This window comes from Azospirillum baldaniorum (assembly GCF_003119195.2).
Taxonomy (GTDB): domain Bacteria; phylum Pseudomonadota; class Alphaproteobacteria; order Azospirillales; family Azospirillaceae; genus Azospirillum; species Azospirillum baldaniorum.
Map to the genome: position 1 here is coordinate 377071 of NZ_CP022260.1, position 23915 is coordinate 400985.

The 23915-nt window shown below is 69.1% G+C and carries 10 protein-coding genes; 7 read left to right on the forward strand and 3 right to left on the reverse strand.

From position 1 onward, the window contains the following. Nucleotides 1-331: 331 nt before the first annotated feature. The 5 genes from Sp245p_RS28330 to Sp245p_RS28350 all read left to right on the forward strand — a co-directional run bounded on the left by Sp245p_RS28330 (nt 332) and on the right by Sp245p_RS28350 (nt 18675). Nucleotides 332-12259, forward strand: a complete 11928-nt coding sequence (locus Sp245p_RS28330; protein WP_281291757.1) for a DUF4347 domain-containing protein — start codon at nt 332-334, stop codon at nt 12257-12259. Between the two features lie 69 nt (nt 12260-12328). Continuing rightward, the gene (locus tag Sp245p_RS28335) at nt 12329-14188 is read left to right on the forward strand and encodes a TolC family protein (protein ID WP_014242288.1); all 1860 of its coding nucleotides are present in this window, start codon (nt 12329-12331) and stop codon (nt 14186-14188) included. Nucleotides 14189-14327: 139 nt separating this feature from the next. Then, a complete protein-coding gene (locus tag Sp245p_RS28340; protein WP_244439498.1) occupies nt 14328-15116 on the forward strand; it encodes an efflux RND transporter periplasmic adaptor subunit in 789 nt (262 codons plus the stop codon). Beyond that, complete coding sequence (locus Sp245p_RS28345; protein ID WP_244439499.1) at nt 15106-16470, forward strand: efflux RND transporter periplasmic adaptor subunit; 1365 nt, start codon at nt 15106-15108, stop codon at nt 16468-16470. The genes Sp245p_RS28340 and Sp245p_RS28345 overlap by 11 nt, the downstream gene beginning before the upstream one ends. A gap of 3 nt (nt 16471-16473) precedes the next feature. Next, complete coding sequence (locus Sp245p_RS28350; RefSeq protein WP_014242291.1) at nt 16474-18675, forward strand: site-2 protease family protein; 2202 nt, start codon at nt 16474-16476, stop codon at nt 18673-18675. A 15-nt stretch (nt 18676-18690) separates the two neighbouring features. Here Sp245p_RS28350 and Sp245p_RS28355 read toward each other — a convergent pair whose 3' ends face one another. Then, the gene (locus Sp245p_RS28355) at nt 18691-19071 is read right to left on the reverse strand and encodes an RT0821/Lpp0805 family surface protein (RefSeq protein WP_014242292.1); all 381 of its coding nucleotides are present in this window, start codon (nt 19069-19071) and stop codon (nt 18691-18693) included. Between the two features lie 456 nt (nt 19072-19527). Between Sp245p_RS28355 and Sp245p_RS28360 the strand changes: the two genes are divergently transcribed. Further along, nucleotides 19528-21477, forward strand: coding sequence for a mechanosensitive ion channel family protein (locus Sp245p_RS28360; protein ID WP_165360012.1), 1950 nt, complete (start codon nt 19528-19530; stop codon nt 21475-21477). A 6-nt stretch (nt 21478-21483) separates the two neighbouring features. On the opposite strand, the gene Sp245p_RS28365 is transcribed toward Sp245p_RS28360, so the two are convergent. Beyond that, complete coding sequence (locus Sp245p_RS28365) at nt 21484-21924, reverse strand: hypothetical protein (RefSeq protein ID WP_014242296.1); 441 nt, start codon at nt 21922-21924, stop codon at nt 21484-21486. Nucleotides 21925-22060: 136 nt separating this feature from the next. Here Sp245p_RS28365 and Sp245p_RS28370 point away from each other — a divergent pair, with 136 nt between their 5' ends. Beyond that, nucleotides 22061-22849 (forward strand): DUF3750 domain-containing protein, encoded by a 789-nt coding sequence (locus Sp245p_RS28370; RefSeq protein ID WP_014242297.1) that lies wholly within the window; start codon nt 22061-22063, stop codon nt 22847-22849. 3 nt (nt 22850-22852) lie between these two features. Here the strand turns inward: Sp245p_RS28370 and Sp245p_RS28375 are convergent, their stop codons facing one another. After that, the gene (locus tag Sp245p_RS28375) at nt 22853-23713 is read right to left on the reverse strand and encodes an LOG family protein (RefSeq protein ID WP_014242298.1); all 861 of its coding nucleotides are present in this window, start codon (nt 23711-23713) and stop codon (nt 22853-22855) included. Nucleotides 23714-23915: the final 202 nt, after the last annotated feature.

Consider the following 23915-nt stretch of genomic DNA (forward strand, 5'->3'; position numbering starts at 1 on the left):
CAATATATGAGTTCATTTCATTCATGAAATAGAGAGCGCAGCGCAGAAACAAATGCGTCAAATTATGACGCTCCGCTCTCCTCGACGATGCGAATCGACGCAAATCGGGCGCCTCTTTTGCTGTCTTTATAGACGCATGCGCTGTCAACCACTGCGAAAAGGTGGTACTCTTCCGCAAGCTATTCACTCTTTGGTGACCGCTTTGGACGTAGGGTCGGGCGGTGTCGCGTATGGCGGGAGACGGATGATGGCGCGCAAGCGTGGTTCGAACGGCAACGGTGTGACTGGGCGGTCCGGCAAGACGCACAAGCCGTCCTCATCGATGTTCGCGATGGCTCTCGAACCGCGCTTCATGTTCGACGCCGCGGGCGCCGTCACGGTTGCCGAGGTTCATCATCAACCCGATCAGCCCGCGCCGGGGGACAAGGGCGCCGCCAAGGCCGCCGACGCTGACAAACTCGTCGATTGGGCCATCAAGGAGTCGACCGTTCCCGCCGCGGCGTCGTCCCCGGCCGCCTCCACTCCATCACCCACCGAACCTGCGGCGGTGACGGCGCGGCTCGCCGAAATCCAGGGGGCGGTCCGGTCGGTGGTGTTCGTCGACACCAGCGTGTCCGACTACCAGACGCTGCTCAAGGACATCGCCCCCGACGCCAAGGTCGTCCTGCTCGACTCCCAGCAGGAGGCGCTCGGCCAGATGGCGAAGGCGCTGTCCGGGATGTCCGGCCTGGATTCCGTCCAGATCGTCAGCCACGGCAACGAAGGCCATCTCTACATCGCCGGCCGCGCCTATTGGGCGGACGGGCTGGCGAATCGCGCGCAGGATCTCCAGGCGATCGGCGCCGCGCTGAAGCCCGGCGGCGACATTCTTTTCTACGCCTGCAACGTCGGCGCCGGACAGGCGGGACAGGAGTTCGTTCAGACGATCCATCGGCTCACCGGGGCCGACGTGGCGGTGTCCAGCGACGAGACCGGCAACGCCGCCGGCCAGAACTGGACGCTGGAGGTGCAAAGCGGGGCCATCGAGGCGGCGATTCCCTTCGCACGCGCGTCCATGCAGACCTTTAGCGGTCGGCTGGGAACCGTCGTCGTCACCTCGGCGACCGGAACGGCGGCGGGATCGTTGAACCACGCGATCGTGAACGCGGCTGACGGGGACGTGATCGAGTTCGACTCGGCGCTAACGTCCAGCAAGATTTCCCTGGGCGTCACGACAACCATCCTGACGGCGGCGACTCAGAACTTCACGATCAACGGCGACGTGAACGGCGACGGTATCGCCGACATCACGATTTCCGGCGACAACGGCGACAGCACGACCACATCGGCGGACTACCGGGGCATCGTCTTCAATGCGTCCGGCAAGACGCTGACGGTCAAGAATGTGATCATGGAGCGCTTTTATTCGGCAAACGCCGTGCAGGGCGCCTTGACGGTGCAACTCGGGTCGCTCGAAGTGGATGGCGTCACCTTCAGGGACAATCTGAACAACCCCATCGCCACGTACGCCACGACGACATCCCTGACGATCAGGAACTCGGTTTTTCGTGACAACGTCGCTGTGGTGAGCGCTGCGGCGGGCTTCGCGGTCGTTAAATCGCAGGTGACCGGAACGCTGACGATCGAGAACAGTCTGTTTGCGGACAACAACTATGTCATGAACATGGGCTCGGCTTCGGTTCTCTTTCCAGGCTCCACCATTGTGCAATACAACAACAGCAACACGGCTGCCTTCACGGTAAACATACGCAACGTCACTATTGTTAACAACAGCTACATCAACAATGATGCCGGCGCCGCCAGTGTCAAGACGGCGGGCATCGGCGTCTATTCCGGTGGACCGGCGGGCGCGGCGACGCTGAATGTTTACAACACGATCATTGCGGGGAACTCCGGCAACCTTGCCGGGACGAGTTTTGCCGATCCGAACGCCATCATTTACAACTCTAGCGGCGTAAACTTCAATCAAAGCAACAATTATCAGGGCGCCATAACCGGCAACGCGACCTTCGTCGACTCCACCAACGCCACTAAGAGCCTGCGCGATTATCGTCCGGCCTCGATCGCGACGACCTTCATCAACGCCGGCGACAGCAGCAACGCGAACCGCTACGGCGGTAGCTACGACATCCGCGGCATCGACCGCATCCGTGACGGTGCCCTCGACCTCGGCGCCTACGAGGTGCATTGGAACGCGGGCGAGCCGTCCGTCGATCTGAACGGCGCGGGCGCGGGCACCGGGGAGTCCGTCAACACCTCCACCCCCGCCTCCGGTGTGCTGATCGCTCCCAACGCCGTTCTGACCCAGACGGACAGCGACACCCGCCTGCTCGGCGCCACCATCGCCCTGTCCGGCACGTCGGACGGCGCGGCGGAAGTGCTGAGCATGCTGGCGGCCTCCGTGGCGACGGCCAAGACCTACGGCATCAGCGTCACCGGCAACGACACGTCGACGATCACCCTGCGGGGCGCGGCCAGCGTGGCGGGCTATCAGGCGGTGATCCAACTCATCCAGTACAAGAACACCGCCGGCAGCGCCACGGCGGGCACCCGCACCGCGACGGTCACCGTCAACGACGGCGAAACGACCAGCACCGCGCGGACCAGTTCCATCACCCTTGGGGGGGGCTCCCCCTCCAACGGGGCGCCGGTGAACAGTGCGGTTCCCACGGTGACGGGGACGGCGACGGTTGGCAACGCGCTGAGCGGGGCGACGGGGACCTGGAGCGATCCCGACGGCGACCCGCTGAGCTACAGCTATCAGTGGTACCGGGCGGACGACAGCAACGGGACCAACGCCGCTTCGATCGCCGGGGCGACGAGCGCCAACTACACGCTGACCACGTCGGACGCGCACAAGTACCTGCGGGTGGCGGTGATCGCCAACGACGGCAACTCCAACACGACGACCGCCTATTCCACCTACACCGAGATCACCAACAGCCTGCCGGTGAACAGCGCGGTGCCCAGCGTGAGCGGCACGGCGACGGTGGGCAGTGCGCTGTCGACGACCAACGGCATCTGGAGCGACGCGGACGGCGACAACCGGACCTACACCTATCAGTGGTACCGGGCCGACGACAGCAACGGGACCAACGCCACCTCGATCAGCGGGGCGACGAACTCCAGCTACACGCTGGCGGCCGGCGACCTGAGCAAGTATGTGCGGGTGGTGGTGACGGCCAACGACGGGAAGGGGGGCACGCAGACGGCGACCTCGACCTATTCGTCGCAGGTGGCGGCGGCGGGCAACGGGGCGCCGGTGAACAGTGCGGTTCCCACGGTGACGGGGACGGCGACGGTTGGCAACGCGCTGAGCGGGGCGACGGGGACCTGGAGCGATCCCGACGGCGACCCGCTGAGCTACAGCTATCAGTGGTACCGGGCGGACGACAGCAACGGGACCAACGCCGCTTCGATCGCCGGGGCGACGAGCGCCAACTACACGCTGACCACGTCGGACGCGCACAAGTACCTGCGGGTGGCGGTGATCGCCAACGACGGCAACTCCAACACGACGACCGCCTATTCCACCTACACCGAGATCACCAACAGCCTGCCGGTGAACAGCGCGGTGCCCAGCGTGAGCGGCACGGCGACGGTGGGCAACGCGCTGTCGACGACCAACGGCATCTGGAGCGACGCGGACGGCGACAACCGGACCTACACCTATCAGTGGTACCGGGCCGACGACAGCAACGGGACCAACGCCACCTCGATCAGCGGGGCGACGAACTCCAGCTACACGCTGGCGGCCGGCGACCTGAACAAGTATGTGCGGGTGGTGGTGACGGCCAACGACGGGAAGGGGGGCACGCAGACGGCGACCTCGACCTATTCGTCGCAGGTGGCGGCGGCGGGCAACGGGGCGCCGGTGAACAGTGCGGTTCCCACGGTGGCGGGGACGGCGACGGTTGGCAACGCGCTGAGCGGGGCGACGGGGACCTGGAGCGATCCCGACGGCGACCCGCTGAGCTACAGCTATCAGTGGTACCGGGCGGACGACAGCAACGGCACCAACGCCGCTTCGATCGCCGGGGCGACGAGCGCCAACTACACGCTGACCACGTCGGACGCGCACAAGTACCTGCGGGTGGCGGTGATCGCCAACGACGGCAACTCCAACACGACGACCGCCTATTCCACTTACACCGAGATCACCAACAGCCTGCCGGTGAACAGCGCGGTGCCCAGCGTGAGCGGCACGGCGACGGTGGGCAACGCGCTGTCGACGACCAACGGCATCTGGAGCGACGCGGACGGCGACAACCGGACCTACACCTATCAGTGGTACCGGGCGGACGACAGCAACGGGACCAACGGCGCCTCGATCAGCGGGGCGACGAACTCCAGCTACACGCTGGCGGCCGGCGACCTGAGCAAGTATGTGCGGGTGGTGGTGACGGCCAACGACGGGAAGGGGGGCACGCAGACGGCGACCTCGACCTATTCGTCGCAGGTGGCGGCGGCGGGCAACGGGGCGCCGGTGAACAGTGCGGTTCCCACGGTGGCGGGGACGGCGACGGTTGGCAACGCGCTGAGCGGGGCGACGGGGACCTGGAGCGATCCCGACGGCGACCCGCTGAGCTACAGCTATCAATGGTACCGGGCCGACGATCCCAACGGCACCAACGCCGCTTCGATCGCCGGGGCGACGAGCGCCAACTACACGCTGACCACGTCGGACGCGCACAAGTACCTGCGGGTGGCGGTGATCGCCAACGACGGCAACTCCAACACGACGACCGCCTATTCCACCTACACCGAGATCCTCAACAGCGCGCCGGTGAACAGCGCGGTGCCCAGCGTGAGCGGCACGGCGACGGTGGGCAACGCGCTGTCGACGACGAACGGCACCTGGAGCGATCCGGACGGCGACGGCCGGAGCTTCAGCTACCAATGGTACCGGGCGGACGACAGCAACGGCACCAACGGCGCCTCGATCAGCGGAGCGACGAGTTCGAACTACACGTTGACCACCTCCGACGCCCATAAGTACCTGCGGGTGGTGGTGACGGCCAACGACGGCAAGGGCGGCACGCAGACGGCGAGCTCGGGCTACACGGCGATCCTCAACAGCGCGCCGGTGAACAGCGCGGTGCCGAACGTGACGGGCACGGCGACGGTGGGCAACGCGCTGTCGACGACGAACGGCACCTGGAGCGATCCGGACGGCGACGGCCGGAGCTTCACCTACCAGTGGTACCGGGCCGACGATCCCAACGGCACCAACGCCGCCTCGATCAGCGGGGCGACGAGTTCGAACTACACGCTGACCACCTCGGACGCGCACAAGTACCTGCGCGTCGTGGTGACCGCCGACGACGGCAAGGGCGGCACGCAGACGGCGAGCTCGGGCTACACGGCGATCCTCAACAGCGCGCCGGTGAACAGCGCGGTGCCGAACGTGACGGGCACGGCGACGGTGGGCAACGCGCTGTCGACGACGAACGGCACCTGGAGCGATCCGGACGGCGACGGCCGGAGCTTCAGCTACCAATGGTACCGGGCGGACGACAGCAACGGCACCAACGGCGCCTCGATCAGCGGAGCGACGAGTTCGAACTACACGTTGACCACCTCCGACGCCCATAAGTACCTGCGGGTGGTGGTGACGGCCAACGACGGCAAGGGCGGTACGCAGACGGCGAGCTCGGGCTACACGGCGATCCTCAACAGCGCGCCGGTGAACAGCGCGGTGCCGAACGTGACGGGCACGGCGACGGTGGGCAACGCGCTGTCGACGACGAACGGCACCTGGAGCGATCCGGACGGCGACGGCCGGAGCTTCAGCTACCAATGGTACCGGGCGGACGACAGCAACGGCACCAACGGCGCCTCGATCAGCGGAGCGACGAGTTCGAACTACACGTTGACCACCTCCGACGCCCATAAGTACCTGCGGGTGGTGGTGACGGCCAACGACGGCAAGGGCGGCACGCAGACGGCGAGCTCGGGCTACACGGCGATCCTCAACAGCGCGCCGGTGAACAGCGCGGTGCCGAACGTGACGGGCACGGCGACGGTGGGCAACGCGCTGTCGACGACGAACGGCACCTGGAGCGATCCGGACGGCGACGGCCGGAGCTTCACCTACCAGTGGTACCGGGCCGACGATCCCAACGGCACCAACGCCGCCTCGATCAGCGGGGCGACGAGTTCGAACTACACGCTGACCACCTCGGACGCGCACAAGTACCTGCGCGTCGTGGTGACCGCCGACGACGGCAAGGGCGGCACGCAGACGGCGAGCTCGGGCTACACGGCGATCCTCAACAGCGCGCCGGTGAACAGCGCGGTGCCGAACGTGACGGGCACGGCGACGGTGGGCAACGCGCTGTCGACGACGAACGGCACCTGGAGCGATCCGGACGGCGACGGCCGGAGCTTCAGCTACCAATGGTACCGGGCGGACGACAGCAACGGCACCAACGGCGCCTCGATCAGCGGAGCGACGAGTTCGAACTACACGTTGACCACCTCCGACGCCCATAAGTACCTGCGGGTGGTGGTGACGGCCAACGACGGCAAGGGCGGCACGCAGACGGCGAGCTCGGGCTACACGGCGATCCTCAACAGCGCGCCGGTGAACAGCGCGGTGCCGAACGTGACGGGCACGGCGACGGTGGGCAACGCGCTGTCGACGACGAACGGCACCTGGAGCGATCCGGACGGCGACGGCCGGAGCTTCAGCTACCAATGGTACCGGGCGGACGACAGCAACGGCACCAACGGCGCCTCGATCAGCGGAGCGACGAGTTCGAACTACACGTTGACCACCTCCGACGCCCATAAGTACCTGCGGGTGGTGGTGACGGCCAACGACGGCAAGGGCGGCACGCAGACGGCGAGCTCGGGCTACACGGCGATCCTCAACAGCGCGCCGGTGAACAGCGCGGTGCCGAACGTGACGGGCACGGCGACGGTGGGCAACGCGCTGTCGACGACGAACGGCACCTGGAGCGATCCGGACGGCGACGGCCGGAGCTTCACCTACCAGTGGTACCGGGCCGACGATCCCAACGGCACCAACGCCGCCTCGATCAGCGGGGCGACGAGTTCGAACTACACGCTGACCACCTCGGACGCGCACAAGTACCTGCGCGTCGTGGTGACCGCCGACGACGGCAAGGGCGGCACGCAGACGGCGAGCTCGGGCTACACGGCGATCCTCAACAGCGCGCCGGTGAACAGCGCGGTGCCGAACGTGACGGGCACGGCGACGGTGGGCAACGCGCTGTCGACGACGAACGGCACCTGGAGCGATCCGGACGGCGACGGCCGGAGCTTCAGCTACCAATGGTACCGGGCGGACGACAGCAACGGCACCAACGGCGCCTCGATCAGCGGAGCGACGAGTTCGAACTACACGTTGACCACCTCCGACGCCCATAAGTACCTGCGGGTGGTGGTGACGGCCAACGACGGCAAGGGCGGCACGCAGACGGCGAGCTCGGGCTACACGGCGATCCTCAACAGCGCGCCGGTGAACAGCGCGGTGCCGAACGTGACGGGCACGGCGACGGTGGGCAACGCGCTGTCGACGACGAACGGCACCTGGAGCGATCCGGACGGCGACGGCCGGAGCTTCACCTACCAGTGGTACCGGGCCGACGATCCCAACGGCACCAACGCCGCCTCGATCAGCGGGGCGACGAGTTCGAACTACACGCTGACCACGTCGGACGCGCACAAGTACCTGCGCGTCGTGGTGACCGCCGACGACGGCAAGGGCGGCACGCAGACGGCCACCTCGGGCTACACGGCGATCCTCAACAGCGCGCCGGTGAACAGCGCGGTGCCTAGCGTGAGCGGCACGGCGACGGTGGGCAACGCTCTCAGCACGACGAACGGCACCTGGAGCGATCCGGACGGCGACGGCCGGAGCTTCACCTACCAGTGGTACCGGGCCGACGATCCCAACGGCACCAACGCCGCCTCGATCAGCGGGGCGACGGGCTCCAGCTACACGCTGACCACCTCGGACGCGCACAAGTACCTGCGCGTCGTGGTGACCGCCGACGACGGCAAGGGCGGCACGCAGACGGCCACCTCGACCTACACGGCGATCCTCAACAGCGCGCCGGTGCTGAGCACGGACGCGCGCAGCCTGACCGCCATCAACGAAGACGCCACAGGCAACAACGGCGACACCGTGGCGACCATCCTGGCCTCTGCCGGCACGGCCACCGATGTTGACGGCAACGCGCTGGGCATTGCGATCACCGCGATCGACAGCAGCAACGGCACATGGCAGTACAAGACCGGGGCGGGGACCTGGACCACCATCTCCGGGGTCTCGAGTGCGTCGGCCCTGTTGCTCGCCGGCACCGACCGTGTGCGCTTCGTCCCGAACGCCGACTACAACGGATCGGTCGTCAACGGCATCACCTTCAAGGCGTGGGATCAGACCTCCGGCACGGCTGGCACGACGGTCGGCAATGACACCACCGCGAACGGAGGGCTGGGCGCCGGCGGCCAGTTCAGCGCCGCCAGCGCGACGGCGGACATCGCCGTGACCGCGGTCAATGACGCTCCGGTGCTGACCGACGCCGCCCTCACCCTGCCCAGCGTCGCCCAGGCCGCGGGTGCGCCCAGCGGTGCCGTCGGCGCTGCCGTCTCGTCCCTGGTGGCGCTCGGCACCAACGTGTCCGACGTGGACAGCGGCGCCGTCACCGGCATCGCGCTGGTCGGCGTCGACACCTCGGAAGGGGGCACCTGGTACTACAGCACCGACGGCGGCACCAGCTGGACCGCGGTCGGCACGGTGAACGACAGCGGAAACGCGCTGCTGCTGCGCACCACGGACCGGCTCTACTACCAGCCGACGGGGGCCAACGCCGGCATCCTCAGCGCCGCGATCACCTTCCGTGCCTGGGATCAGACCAGCGGCACCGCGGGGACCAAGGTGGCGACCGCGGGCGGCGGCGGGATTTCCGCCTTCTCCGCGGCAACGGACACCGCCAGCCTCTCGATCACCCCGGCTGTCCTGGGGAGTGCCGTGTCCCTCGCGCCCGCGTCGGACACAGGCAACAGCAACACGGACAACATCACCAAGGCGAGCAGCGTCACCTTCAACGGCAGCGGCGCCAACGCCAACGCCAACACGACGGTGCGGCTCTACGCCAACGGCTCACTCGTGGCGACGACCACGGCCGACGCGTCGGGCGCCTACAGCTTCGCCGACGTGGATGTGTCCAGCCTCACCGGTGCGGTCGACTTCACCGTCCGTCAGGTCATCGCCGGTATGGAGAGCGCCGACTCCGCTGTCCGGACCGTCACCTTCGACCGCACGGCGCCAACGGTCGCGATCACCACGGTGACGGGCGACAATGTGCTGAACGCGGCGGAAAGCGCCGTGGCCCAGACGGTGGCCGGAACCACCACGGGGGTCGAGGACGGCCAGACGGTCACGGTGACGCTGAACGGCAAGACCTACAGCGCGACGGTGACCAACAACGCCTGGAGCCTGTCCATTCCCCCCGCCGATCTGCAGGGGCTGACGGATGGGGGCCATTATACCATCACGGCCGACCTGACGGATGTGGCGGGCAACGCGGCGGTCCAGGCGACGCGCGGCGTCTCGGTCGACCGCACCCCGCCGACCCTCGCCATCGCCACGGTGGCGGGCGACAACGTGCTGAACGCCGCGGACAGCGCGGTGGGACAGACGGTGTCGGGCGTCACCAACGGTGTCGAGGACGGCCAGACGATCACGGTGACGCTGAACGGCAAGACCTACAGCACGACGGTGACCAACAACCGCTGGAGCCTGACGGTCCCCTCCACCGACCTGCTGGAACTGACCGACGGCACCAGCTACACCGTCACCGCCAGCCTCACCGACGCGGCGGGCAATCCCACCCAGGCGACCCGGAACGTGTCGGTGGACCGCACGCCGCCGTCGGTGGTCAGCGTCACGCCTCCCCCGGCGCGGACGTATCTGCCGGGCGAGACGGTCAGCTTCTTCGTGCAGCTCAGCGAAGCGTCCATCATCAACGGCGGCAATCCGGTTCTGGAACTGGCGGTTGGAAGCGAGATCCGGAACGCCGTCTACAACGCGGCGGGCAGCACCGGCACGTTGCTGCGGTTCGACTATGTCGTCCCGGTCGGCGACCGCGCGCCGCAGGGCATCGCGGTCCTGGGGCTGGCGCTGAACGGCTCGATCGTGACGGACGCGGCCCAGGGACCGCTGGTGACGACCCTGAAGGGCGTCGGCGACACCAGCCAGGTGCGCATCGACACACCGATCCCGGCGAAGCCGGTGGGAACGGCGCTGAGTGGCTTGTCCGACTCCGGCGTGTCGGCGACGGACCGGCTGACCAACGTGACGAGGCCGACGCTGTCCGGCACCGCGGAGGCGAACGCCACCGTGACCGTGCTGGTGGACGGCAAGGCGGTGGGGACCACCGTGGCCGACGAGAACGGCTTCTGGGTCCATCGCCTCCAGACGGCGCTGACCGACGGGACGCACAGCATCACGACCACGGCCACCAACCGGTTCGGCATCGTCAGCGATCCGTCCGACGCGTTGGCCGTGGTGATCGACACCGCGGTGCCGGTGGCGCCGGCACCGTCGGTGACCAGCGCCACCGTCGCCGGTGCGGCGGGAGGCGAGCGGATCTCCGGGATCGCCATGCCGTCCCTCGCCGGGACGACGGAGGCCGGCAGCACGGTGAATGTGCTGGTCGATGGCAAGGTCGCCGGAACGGCGGTCGCCGACGCCAACGGCGCCTGGACCTTCCAGTTCACGGCGGCGCTGGCCGACGGCACCCACAGCGTCCAGGTGCAGGCCACCGACAGGGCCGGCAACGTCAGCAGCCTGTCGGCGGTTACCACCCTGACCATCGACACCACGCCGCCGCTCGCCCCGACGGTGACGCTGAACACCACCGCCGGCAACACGCCGGTCGTGCAGGGCACCGCCGAGGCGAACAGTCTGGTCACCGTGACGATCAATGGGCAAACCGTCGGCACGGCGCGCGCCAGTGCGTCCGGCGCTTGGCAATTGGCCCTGGCCGCTGACCTGAGCGTCGGCAGCTATGTGATCGCGGCAAAGGCGAGCGATGCCGTGGGCAACACCGGCAACGCCGGCACGACCACCTACTCGGTGGCTCCGCCGCCCCCGCCGCCGGCCGTGATGGCGGCGGCCTCCACAGGGAACACGACGACGGTGGCGTCCTCGTCCAACTCGGCGGTCGCGACGGCCACCGGGATCGGGACAACGCAGACGACCGGGCCGACGCTGGGCACAGCGCCGACCTTGCCCGGCCTGCAAACGAGCAGCGACGCGGGTCGTGTCATCACCAGCTCGTCGATCGGCAACGGGAGCGGCGCGGGCAACGGGAACAGCAGCACGGATGCCGGGCGCTCGATCACCATCGGCAACATCGGCAACTCGACCAGCAGCGACGCCGGGCGCTCGATCACGATCTCCGCCATGGGCGGCGTGCCGTCCGGCGGCGGCACGGCCAGCTCGTCGAGCGGGGTTCTGGGCGGCGGTACCGGCGGGTCCAGTGGCTCCGGGTTGAGCGGCGTCGTCAGCGGCGGCAACGGTCTGGGCAACGGCGGCCTTGGTGGGGGTGGTCTCGGTGGCGGGGTCGGCGGCGGTTCCGGCTTGGGCGGCTCCGCTTCGGGCGGAATCGGCGCCGGGTTGGGTGCCGCAGGTGCCGGAGCCGGTATTGGTATCGGTGGCGGTCCAGGCGCTGGCCTCGGCGCCGGAGGACCAGCGATGGGCGGACCGGCGACGGGTGGGCAGGCCACCGGTGGACCGACGACAGGCGCCGGAGCGGGCAATGGCGGCCTGAATGGTGGCGTTAGCGGCCCGGTCGGCGCGCCCGGCACGGCGTCCGGTGGCACGCCGGGAGGCACGGCCCCTGGAGGCGCCGGCACCGCCGGCGGCGGGCTTGGTGGCGCACCGGGCAACCGGCCCGGCGGCGCGACGGGGCCCGGTTCGACGATCGAGAACGCACCGACCAACCGGCCGGCTGGCCAGGGGGGAGCGCAGGGCCGGTCCCCGGGGCAGGGGCAGCCGCCGGCCGGAGACGCGCCGGCGGGTGGCGATCCGAGCAACGCTCCGGCCGCTCCGGACGGCCCGGGGCAGGCCCCCGGCCCGCGCGCCGACCTCGACGGGGCATCGCCGGCCCGGCCGACCTTCTCCCGCCAGGTGGCTCAAATCCATGGCGCCGCCGACGCCCAGACCGCGGCACTGCTCGCCGCACTCACCTCGCATGTCCCGCCGGGAAGTCGGGCGGCTTAGCGCCGCCCGCCCCTCCCACCGCCTTCATCCCCGCCTAAGCTTTTCTTTTCAAATGGATTGCCGACGAGAATGACCCGGTTCGCTTCCTCCCTCCGGCCGCGGGGCCACACGGTCCGCGCGTCCTTCGCCCTGGCCGCCGCCGCGCTGCTCGCCAGCGGATGTTCGATCAGCCCGAAGCCTCTGACCGATGATGAGAATGTGTCCCGTCTGCGCGAGGACATGTCGGTTATCATGGCGCCGCAGGAGCCGATCGCCGGCCCGGTGTCGATGCACGAGGCGATGGCGCGGGCCATCAAGTACAACCTCGACGAACGCGTGAAGCTGATGGAGATGGCGGTCGCCAACCAGCAGCTCGACCTGTCGCGGTTCGACATGCTGCCGCGTCTCGTGGCGGGGGCCGGCTACACCGGGCGCAACAACGAATCCGGGTCGGAAAGCCTCAATCTCGCCACCGGCCGCCGCACCGGCGAAAGCACCACCGCCACGGACCGGTATCGCCGGACCGCCGACCTGGGCTTCACCTGGAACATTCTCGATTTCGGCGTCAGCTACCTGCGCGCCCGCCAGAACTCCAACCTCGTCCTGATCGCCGACGAGCGCCGCCGCCGCGTCGTCCAGGGCATCCTCCAAGACGTGCGCACCTCCTACTGGCGCGCCGTCGCCGCGGAGCGGTTGCTGAAGCGGATCGAGCCGCTGGAGAAGCGCATCGAGGCGGCGCGCAAGAACGCGAACGACCTGGAGGCCCAGCGCGTCCAGGCTCCGTTGCAGACCCTGTCCTACCAGCGCGCGCTGGTCGACACGCTGCGCCAGCTCCAGACCCTGCGGCGCGAGCTGGTGGCCTCCAAGTCGCAGCTCGGCGCGCTGATGGGCCTGCCGCCGGGCGAGAACTTCACCCTTCAGATGCCGCCGGACGTCACCGGCAAGGACGTGCCGGCGATCACAGCGTCGGTCGAATCCCTGGAAACCTACGCGCTCCTCAACCGTCCGGAGTTGCTGGAGGAGTCCTACAACGCCCGCATCACCGCCGACGAGACGCACCGCGCCCTGCTGAAGCTGCTGCCGGGCATCGACCTGAACGCCGGCCTGCATTACGACAGCAACAGCTTCCTGCTGAACCAGCGCTGGGCCGATTACGGGGCGCGGGTGTCGTGGAACATCCTGTCCCTGGCCTCGGCCCCGGACACCCACGCCTTCTCCAAGGCGCAGGAGGAACTGGTCGCCTTCCGCCGTCAGGCGCTGAGCGTGGCGGTGCTGAGCCAGGTGCGGGTGGCGATGGTTCAGTTCCGCGAGCTGTCGCAGGAGTTCTCGCTCAACGCCGACCAGGCGTCGATCGACCGCCGCATCCGCCAGCAGTATGTCAACAGCAGCACGGTCGGCCAGCAGGGCGACATGAGCGTCATCCAGGCCGAGGTGTCGGAACTCGTCTCCGATCTGCGGCGCGATCTCGTCTACGCCGACCTGCAGAACGCCTACGCCCGCGTCATGGTGTCGGCGGGCGTCGATCCGATGCCGGAGGCCGTCCCGTCCCAGGATCTGACGACGCTGCGTCAGGCCGTGTCCGACGGGTTGGGCGCTTGGCAGCAGAAGGCCGGCGGTACGGCACGGCTCCAGGATCTGCTGGTTCCCGCCGCCACGACCTCCGAAAAGGCTCCGGCAGAGAAGGCTCCGGCAGAGAAGGCTCCGGTTGAGAAGGCCGCCGAGCCGCAGACCGAACCGAAGGCCGCCCCGCTCGCTGCTCGCAACGACGAGCCGGCGGAGCGCAAGGCTGCGGTGCCGGAACGCGTGACGGTGGCCGAACTGCCGCAGGCCGCCTCCATGTCCGCGCCGATGACAGTGTCCTACAGCCCGTCATCCCGGTCAGAGCCGGCGAAGGTCTATTCGGTGCCGTTGAGCGCGCTGGCCCCGATGGGGCGTGCCTCCGCGCGTTGATGCCGACGGGGTGGCGCACCGGCGCCGCCCCCTTGCGGCTGTGCCGGTGCACTGGTGCTGAAACAAATAAGCGTACAGGACTGCTTGCCGATCCTGGATCGTTGCGCTTCCGGAGCAAAGGGTGCAGAAAATCTCTGCCATGATGTGCCGCTTTCGCCCCTCACGCTTCCTCGCCGCGCTGTCTATCGCGCTGCTTCCCCTGCCGCTTGCCGCCGCGGATCCGGCACCGGCCCCCGAAGGTGGGGTCCGCGCGTTGATCGAGGCGCGGCAGCACGCCGTCCTTTCCAGCGAGATCGCCGGGCGCATCGGGCGGATCACCGTGGAGGCGGGCCAGTCCTTCAAGGCGGGGCAGACGCTCATCGCCTTCGACTGCAGCCATTATCAGGCGGCGGTCGACGCGGCCCGCGCCAACCTGCGCGCCGCCGACGTCACGGTGCGGCAGAGCCGCCGCCTGGAGCAGCTGAAATCCATCGGCGGGGCCGAGGTCGAGATGGCCGAGGTCAAGGCCGAGGCCGCCCGCGCCGATCTGCGCAAGGCGGAGATCGAGGTCCGCCGCTGCGACGTGAAGGCGCCCTTCGACGGCAAGGTGGTGGAGCAGCGGATCCGCGAGCATGAGTCGGTGCCCGCCGGCACGGCCCTGCTCGAAGTGCTGTCCGACCGCGATCTGCGCGTCGAACTGATCGTCCCGTCCTCCTGGCTGATCTGGCTGAAGCCCGGACAGCGGTTCGAGCTGCGCATCGACGAGACGGGTGAGGCTCTGGACGGCGAGGTCACTCTGATCGGCGCCCGCGTCGACCCGGTCAGCCAGTCGTTGAAGGTTACGGGCAAGCTGCTGGCGGACAAGCAGGGCAGTGCCCCGAATCTGGTCGCAGGCATGAGCGGAACCGCCCGCTTCAACCCGGCGGAGGAGGCCAAAGGTGCCCGATGACGTCACATCCGTCCGGATGGAAGCGGCCAACCCGCTGAACAGCCTCCTGCTCCTCCTGAACTTGCAGCAGGAGGCCCGGCAGGCCCAGAATCCGGAAGCGCTGCGCTTCCTCATGGTCAACCAGACGCGGCGGATGATCGCCTACCAGCAGGCGGTCTTCCTGGCCGTCGCGCCGTCGGGCAAGGCGCGGCTTGAGGCCGTGTCCAACGTCGCCGTTCCAGAGCGCGATGCCCCCTTCACCCGCTGGCTGGAGGCCGCGGCTTCGGCCATCGCCGCGGGAGCGGAGGCGCGCAACCTGCACGGCATCGCCCCCACGGAGGTGCCGCCCGCGCTGGCCCGCGACTGGGGGCAGTGGGGACCGGCGCAGGCGCTGTGGGTGCCTCTGCCGGGTCCGGACGGCACCTTGACGGCGGTGTTGTGGCTCGCCCGCGACGATGCTTGGACGGAAGGGGAAAAGGTGCTGCTCGGGCAGCTTTCCGGCGGCTATGGGCACGCCTGGTGGGCGTTGACTCGGGCCGGGCGCCGTTCCGGAGTGCGGGCGCGCAAAGGAATTTGGGCGCTGGCGGTGGTGGCGATCCTGGGGGCGGTTCTGGCCATCCCGGTTCCGCAATCGACGCTGGCTCCGGCGGAGGTAGCGCCGCGCGACCCGCTGATCGTCAGCGCGCCGCTGGAGGGCGTCATCGAACGCTTCCACGTCCAGCCGAACGAGCCGGTGACCTCCGGTCAGCCTCTGTTCACGTTCGAAGCAACGGTTCTGAAGAGTCGTCTGGAAGTCGCGCGCAAGGCGCTGGCTTCGGCGGAGGCGGAGTTGCTGACCGCCTCCCAGGGGGCTTTCACCGATCCGCAAAGCAAGGCCCGCATCGCCCAGCTGAAGACTCAGGTGGAGCTGCGCCGGGCGGAAATGGACTTCGCCCGCGACCTGATGGACCGCGTCACCGTGAAGGCGGAGCGGACGGGCATCGCCGTCTTCACCGACGCCAACGACTGGCTGGGCAAACCGGTGGCGGTCGGCGAGCGCATCCTGACCCTGGCCGATCCGCAGGTTGCCGAGGTCGATGTGCATGTCCCGGTCAACGACGCGATCGTGCTTCAGGAGGGGGCCGAGGTCAGCCTCTATCTGAACGTCGATCCTCTGCGTCCGCTGCGCGCGACGGTGTCCCACGCCAGCTATGAACCGGGACTCACCCCCGGCGGTGTCCTGGCCTACCGCGTCCGCGCCGATCTGGCGCCGGACCAGCCGACCCCGCGCATCGGGCTGCGTGGCACCGCCAAGATCCAGGGCGAGCGGGTGCCGCTGGCCTTCTACCTGTTCCGCCGTCCGCTGGCGGCGCTGCGCCAGACCGTGGGGCTCTGAGCCATGGGCGCCGCCGCCATCGGCATGACGACGGGGCCGGCGGTGGTCACGCCGGTGGATCCGCTGGACAGCGTGCGGCTGCCGCCGCTGCGCGAGGAGCTTCAGCTGCTGCCGGCCCCACCGGCCGTGGACGGCTCGCCCTGCTGGACGATCCACGATCCGGTGCGCAACCGCTATTTCCGCATTGGCCATGGCGCCTTCGAGGTCATCGCCCGCTGGCATCACGGGTCGCCCCGCGCCATCGCCGCCGCGGTGGCCGCGGAAACGGTCCTGCAGCCGGAGGCGGAGGATGTGGTCGGCCTCTACAAATTCCTGGCCGGCAGCAACCTGACCCAGGGCGCCGACGTCGATTTCCTGGCGAAGCAGACGGCGGCGCGGCGCACCTCCTGGTGGATGTGGCTGCTGCACAACTACCTGTTCTTCCGCATCCCGCTGGTCCGCCCCGACGCCTTCCTGAACGCCACGGTGCGCTACGTCGCGCCCTTCTACAGCCGCGCCTGGTTGTGGACGGTGATCGGTGCGGGAATTCTGGGCCTCATCCTGGCGATGCGCCAGTGGGACAGCTTTGCCCACACCTTCCTGCACTTCTTCACGCTGGAGGGCATGGCGCTTTACGGCCTGACCCTGCTGGTGACGAAGACCCTGCACGAGTTGGGGCACGCCTACACCGCGAAACGCTTCGGCTGCCGGGTGCCGACCATGGGGGCGGCCTTCCTGGTGATGTGGCCGGTGCTCTACACCGACACCAGCGACGCGTGGCGGCTCGTCTCGCGCCGCGCCCGGCTGCACATCGCCGCGGCGGGCATGCTGACCGAGCTGGCGCTGGCCGCCTTCGCCACGCTGGCCTGGAGCTTCCTGCCCGACGGGCCGTTGCGCAGCGCCGCCTTCTTCGTGGCGACGGTGAGCTGGGTGACGACCCTGACGATCAACCTCAGTCCCTTCATGCGCTTCGACGGCTACTACCTGCTGGCCGACGCGCTGGACGTGCCGAACCTGCAGGACCGCGCCTTCGCGCTGGCCCGCTGGCGGCTGAGGGAATGGCTGTTCGGGCTGGGCGACGAGGTGCCGGAGCGGTTCGATCCGTGGATGCACCGGGTGATGCTGGCCTACGCCTTTGCCACCTGGGTCTACCGGCTGGTGCTGTTCATCGGCATCGCGGTGCTGGTCTATCACGTCTTCATCAAGGTGCTGGGAATCGTGCTGTTCGCGGTGGAAGTCGGCTGGTTCATCCTGCGCCCCTTGGTCAACGAGGTGATGGAATGGTGGGAGCGGCGGGGCAGCCTGCGGCCCAACCGGAACCTCCTGATGACTTTGGGCGTCCTTACCGCTCTGGTCTGGCTGGCCTTTGTCCCGGTCACCGGCACCATCGCCGTACCATCGGTGTGGCGGGCGGAGGGCTTCTCGACCCTGTTCGCCCCGGTGCCGTCGCGCATCGCGGAGGTGCTGGTCCAGCCCGGCCAGCGCGTGGCGGCGGGCGACCTGCTGTTCCGCCTGGAGGCGCCGGAACTGACCAGCAAGCTGCAGCAGTCGGAACTGCGCATCGCGCTGGCCCAGGACCGCATCGACCGCATGCTGGCCGCCCGCGACGGGCTGGACCGGGTGCGCGTGATGGAGGAGGATCTGGCCGCCGGCTTGGCCGACCGCCAGGGTCTGCTGGACGGTCTGGCGCGTCTGGAAATCCGCGCGCCCATCGCCGGAACGGTGGTGGACATCGCCGACGCGCTGCGCCCCGGCCGCTGGGTGGGACCATCGCTGGCGCTGGGTCAGATCGTGGCCGACGGCGGCGGGGAACTGGTCGGCTATGTGGCCGAGAACGACCTCACCCGCGTCACGGTGGGGGCCGATGCGGTGTTCCACGCCGACGACCCGCTGCGCCCCCGCATGGCGGCGCGGGTGGCGGCGGTGGATCGGGTGAGTGTGAAAGGGTTGGATGTTCCCGCCCTGGCCTCGATCCACGGCGGTCCGATCGCGGTTGAGAGCCAGACCGGCCCGTCGATGGGACGCACGAACGCCGAGGCGGCGCGCTCAAACCTGAAGCCGGTGGAGGCCGTCTACCGGGTGACCCTGGCGCCGCTGGACCGGACTCAGGCGGGCCCCGCCCACCAGATGCGCGGCGTGGCCCGCGTGGACGGCGAGGCGCGCAGTCTGGCCGACCGCTTCTGGCGCACCGCGCTGGCCGTGCTGATCCGCGAAACCGGGTTCTGACGGGAAGATTGCCCGTCAGGGAGCGATTGCCCACCGCCCGTTGGCCATTTTGCAAAAGGTCAGTCTGTAGGGCTGGACGGTCCGCCGAATGAAATTGGCCTGAACGTCCCCGCAGGGGGCACCGTCGCGCTCGTGGATCTTCTCCACGACCACATCGCCGCGCACCCCGGTCTTCGGGTTGTTCCATTCGGTGCGCCGACCCGCTTCCATCGGGGTCAGGGCGTCGCTGAGCGCCTTGCGGAACAGGTCCCAATCCTCGTCCGTCAAATCCACCCCGCCGCGTCCGCCGAGGAAAAGGCCGAACTGCGCCTGCGCCGGGGCGGCGACATCCAGCGTCGCGACCAGCGCGGCGGCGTAAAGCCCGAAGGCAAAGGACGGGATGGGTAACAAGCGCATGCGGCGACTCCTTATGACCGTTTTCGAATCCGGGCATTTTAGGAACGATTTATGATGACCGCATGTGAAGGCAGGTCACGAACCGGGCTGTTACGGTAACATACGCTCCACCCATCGGCGGGCGGCGGCCTCCGGCCGTTTTCATGCTCCGTTCCATGCTCCGGCCATGCTCCGCGATCTTCCAAAGTCAGGATCACGGTGCGCGTTCCGCCGCGGGACCGTCCGATAGGCAACGGTAACGTACTGGCTTCCTCATCGAGGGATAGACGAGCGTTTCCCATTGTCGGTCCACGTCATCGGCGCGGACTTTTCCGCCCGATGGGCACCGCTCCGTCGCTCTCCGGCAGGATGGCCCCTATGAACGAAGATTCGGGGACGCACCGCAGGTTGGCCCGGTGGCCGGCCCTTGCCTTGCTTGCCGCCCTGCTGTTTGCGGCTTGGCCGTCCGGATGGGCCGTGGCGCAGACGCCCGATGCCCATGCGCCCGCGGCCGGGGCACCGGCGACGGCGCTGGAGGTGTATGCCGCGCGCCTGGAGGCGGTCGCCGCCACCTATCCACAGCTTCCCACCATCCTGTCGGACGCCTTCGCCCGCCCCAACGGGCGGGAGGCGGCGGTGCACCCGCTGCGCCTGCTGCGCGGGCTGCTGATCCTCTTCGCGGCGGGGACGGCGGCGTTGCTGCTGACGCGCCGGGTCCTGGCGGGGCCGGTCCGCAAGCTGGAGTTGGACGATGGGGCGCCGCTGTTGACCGGCGCGCTGCGCTTCGTGCTGGGGCTGGTGCCGGTGGGTGCCTTCGCGCTCGGCGTGCTGGTCGTCTATGCAATCGTGCGCCCGCCGCATCCCGCGGCCCCGGCCGTCCTTCTGGCGGTGCTCCAGGCGGCGCTGACCGTTCTGGTGACCGACCGTCTGATCCGCTTCCTCTGCGCGCCGAGGCGCCCCAGGCTGCGCCTGATCCCGCTGGAGGACGCCGACGCGCGCGCTCTGCACCGCACGGGCGTGGTCACCGTGACGTTGGCCGCAACGGTGCTCGGGCTGATCGATCTTCTGCTGGCACTGGGGGTCGGCGGAAACGCCATCGTCGCGATCGGCCTGCCGCTGAGCACCGTGCCCTTCCTGTATCTGCTTTACCGCGTGTGGCGCGGGCGTGCTCCGGTGGCGCGGGCCATCGCCCGCCCTTTGGGCGTCGAGGTGAAGGACCACCCCACGCTGGGACTGTGGGCGGTGGCGGCGTCGGTCTATCTCGTCGCCTTGTGGCTGGTCGTCGCGGCAGCGGCGGTGCGGCTGGAGCCGGCGACGGGGCCGCGGATGCTCGCCAGCCTGTTGGTGGCGTTGGCCGTGCCGGCCGTCGCGCTGATGGCCCAGCGCCCGCTCGCGCGCTTCTACCGGGGGGAGGAGACGGAGGCGGGGAAGGCCGCGGTGGCGCGGGTGATGCGGGCGCTGTGGTCGGCCCTGTTCGTCGTCGGCGTCTTCGCCACCGCGGCCATCTGGGGGTTCCGGGTGGAGAAGGCCAGCGGGGCGACCGGCATCGCCCTGCGGCTGCTGTTCAACGTGACGGTCGTGCTTTTGCTGGGCTACGTCGCCTGGACGATGGTGGTGCGGGCGATCGACCGGACGCTGGAGGAGGCCCGGAACGACGGGGTGTCGTCGCGCGGCCAGCGCTTGGCGACCCTGCTGCCGCTGCTGCGGAAGTTCCTTCAGGTCGTCCTGGTCGTCATCGTGGTCATGATCGCTCTGTCCTCGCTGGGCATCGAGATCGGGCCGCTGCTCGCCGGGGCGGGGGTGGTCGGCATCGCCATCGGGTTGGGCGCGCAATCGACCATTGCCGATATCCTGGCCGGCGTCTTCTTCCTGCTGGAGGACGCGTTCCACATGGGCGACTATGTGGAGGTCGGCAACCTGCGCGGCACGGTGGAAGGCATATCCCTGCGCTCCTTGAAGCTGCGCCACCACCGCGGCGCGGTGCACACGCTGCCCTTCGGCCAGATCAAGGCGCTGACCAACTACAGCCGCGACTGGGCGCTGATGCGCCTGGAGTTCCGTGTCCCGCCGGAGACCGACATGGGGCTGGTCAAGAAGCTGGTGAAGGACGTCGGCAAGGAGCTTTCCGCCGACCCGGAGATGGGGCCAAGCTTCATCGAACCGTTGAAGTCCCAGGGCGTGCGGCGGGTGGAGGACGACGCGGCGATCATCGGCGTCAAGTTCATCACCAAGCCCAACGAGCAGTTCGTCATCCGGCGCGAGGCGTACCATCGCCTGATCCGCGCCTTCCAGGACCATGGCATCCATCTGGTCGGGCGCGGCGTGGTGGTGCGGGTGGACGATCCGGACGCCGCCAACCGAATCATCGGCTTCGCCGCCGCCCAGGCCATGAACGGCACCGGCAAGGAGAGCGGAGCCGCGGAGTGACTCCCGTCACGCCGCCGCCTTAACCGACAGCCATACCGCGATGACGAAGGCGGGCAGGCGGCCGAGCGCCGCGTCGTCCCGGCCGGTCTCCTCCTGCCACGCCCGGTGACGGTCCAGCGCGGTCCGCAGGGTGGCCGCCCGCTCCGCCGCGGGGACGGCGGACAGGGCGGTGTCCAGGCTGGTCAGATAGGGCGGGAACTCGGCGTTGGGGCCGGCGAGGCCGCGCTCCGTCCCCTCGGGATCGAACCACGCCTCGGCGGCGGCGGTGTCGGCGCTGGGCGGGACAACCATGCCGCCGACATAGCCGGTGGGCTGGACCACCTTCCATCCCTTGCGGCTCGGCCCGGTGGTCCAGCCGAGCGCGCGGGCGACCTCCATCGTCGCGGCGCGGGTCGGCGCCTGCCGGGTGATGCGGTCCAGAAGGTCGGTCAGGTCAGCGGCGGGCATCGGTGCGCTCCTTGGATAACCATCCGGCGATGAACCGATTGGATGGTCCTCAACGTACAACATCGGTGGCGGGCAGGGCGATGACAGCCTATCTGGGAAACGGCCCATCAGGCGAGAGGGAGCGGTGCGGAAAAGAATGACGGCCACCATCCTGGTGATTTTGATGACGCTGGTCCTGCTGCTGGCCGGTCCGGCCTTCGTGATCGCGTCGGGAACGGCGACGCTGGGGGTGGACTGGAGCCGGGCGGACCGCGCGTCCGTCGGCCTCGCCCCCGATCCCGCCACGACGCAAGAGGCGGTGGTGCAGGTCTACGCCGCCCGCGCCCTGTCCTGGCGCGGCGCCTTCGGCACGCACCCGTGGTTCGCGGTGAAGCCGGCGGGGGCGTCGGCCTACACCGTCTATGAGGTGATCGGCTGGCGGGTCTACCGCGGTCTGCCGGCGGTGGCGGTCAGCAACCGCGATCCGGACGGGCGCTGGTTCGGCTCCGCCCCCGCCGTGCTGGCCGAGTTGCGCGGCCCCGCCGCCGAGGCCGCCATCCCCAAGATCGCCGAGGCGGCCCAGAGCTACCCCTACGCCGGGGAATACCGCATCTGGCCCGGCCCCAACAGCAACACCTTCGCCGCTTGGGTGGGGCGGGCGGTGCCGGAGCTGCGGCTCGACCTTCCCTCCACGGCGCTCGGCAAGGACTATCTGGGCACCGGCCTGATCGCGCGGGCGCCCAGCGGCACCGGCTGGCAGGTCAGCCTGTTCGGCCTCGCCGGCCTCCTCCTGGCCAGGGAGGAGGGGTTCGAGGTGAACCTGCTGGGCATGACCTTCGGGGTCGATCCCTTCGATCTCGCGGTCAAGATCCCGGGCGTCGGGCGGGTGGCGCTGAGCGCTCCCGCGCCGACGGCTCCGGCCGCCGACAGTCCGCCGCCCGGTTGAGCCTCAGCTGTCCTCGGACGCCGACATGCCGGTGCCGGCGGGGCCGAGCGGCGGGTTGCCGCGCTTGAGGCCGAGCCGGGTCATGCAGTCCCACGCCTCCTCCGCCGTGTCGGCGATGTCGAACAGTTCCAGATCGCCGGCGCTGATCATGCCGTGGTCGGCCAGCGCCCGGAAGTTCACCACCTCGTTCCAGTAGTCGCGTCCAACGAAGACGATGGGCAGGCGGGACGCCTTGTTGGTGTTGCGCAGGTTCAGGATCTCGAACGCCTCGTCGAAGGTGCCGAAGCCGCCGGGGAAGATCGCCAGCCCGTTGGCGCGCATCGCCAGATGCATTTTCCGGATGGCGAAATAATGGAAGCGGAAGGTCAGCTCCGGCGTGCTGTAGGGGTTGGGGTGCGGCTCCTGCGGCAGGCTGATGTTGAAGCCGATGCTCGGCGCCCCGGCCTCCTGCGCGCCGCGGTTGGCGGCTTCCATCAGGCCGGGGCCGCCGCCGGTGGCGATCACGTTGTCCCGCTGCCCGTCCTCGGTGGGCGCCAGGGCGCCGCCGCGCTCCGACACGATGCGCCCGAAGGCCCGCGCCTCCTCGTACCAGGCCGCCTGCTTGGCCCGCCGCTCGGCCAGTTGCCGCTCCTCCGGCGTCCGGGCGTCGCGGAGAAGCTGCTCCGCCCGCTCGGGAGAGGGCACCCGCGCGCTGCCGTAGACCACAATGGTGGAGCGGATGCCCCAGGCCTTCAGCTCCGATTCCGGCTTGGCGTATTCGAGCATGAAACGCACCCCGCGCATCGGCTCGCTCAACAGGAAATCGCGGTCCTCGAAGGCGATGCGGTAGGCGGCGGATTCGTGGTTCGGCCTGCTGTCCTTCATGCTGTGCTCCGGGTGGGGACGGGGAACGGCTTCTGGTCATGTGGGGGCCCGGGCGGTCCATTGCCCGGACTCAAAGGGTTTGCATTCGAAGCAATTGTGCCGCAGACCGGAGGGAGGCGGAAGGGAAAGCGGTTGCGCGTCTTTCCATAAGCCTTGGCCCTGCCCACATCATGGTTCAGGCGCGTCTGCGCCCGACCTTCAG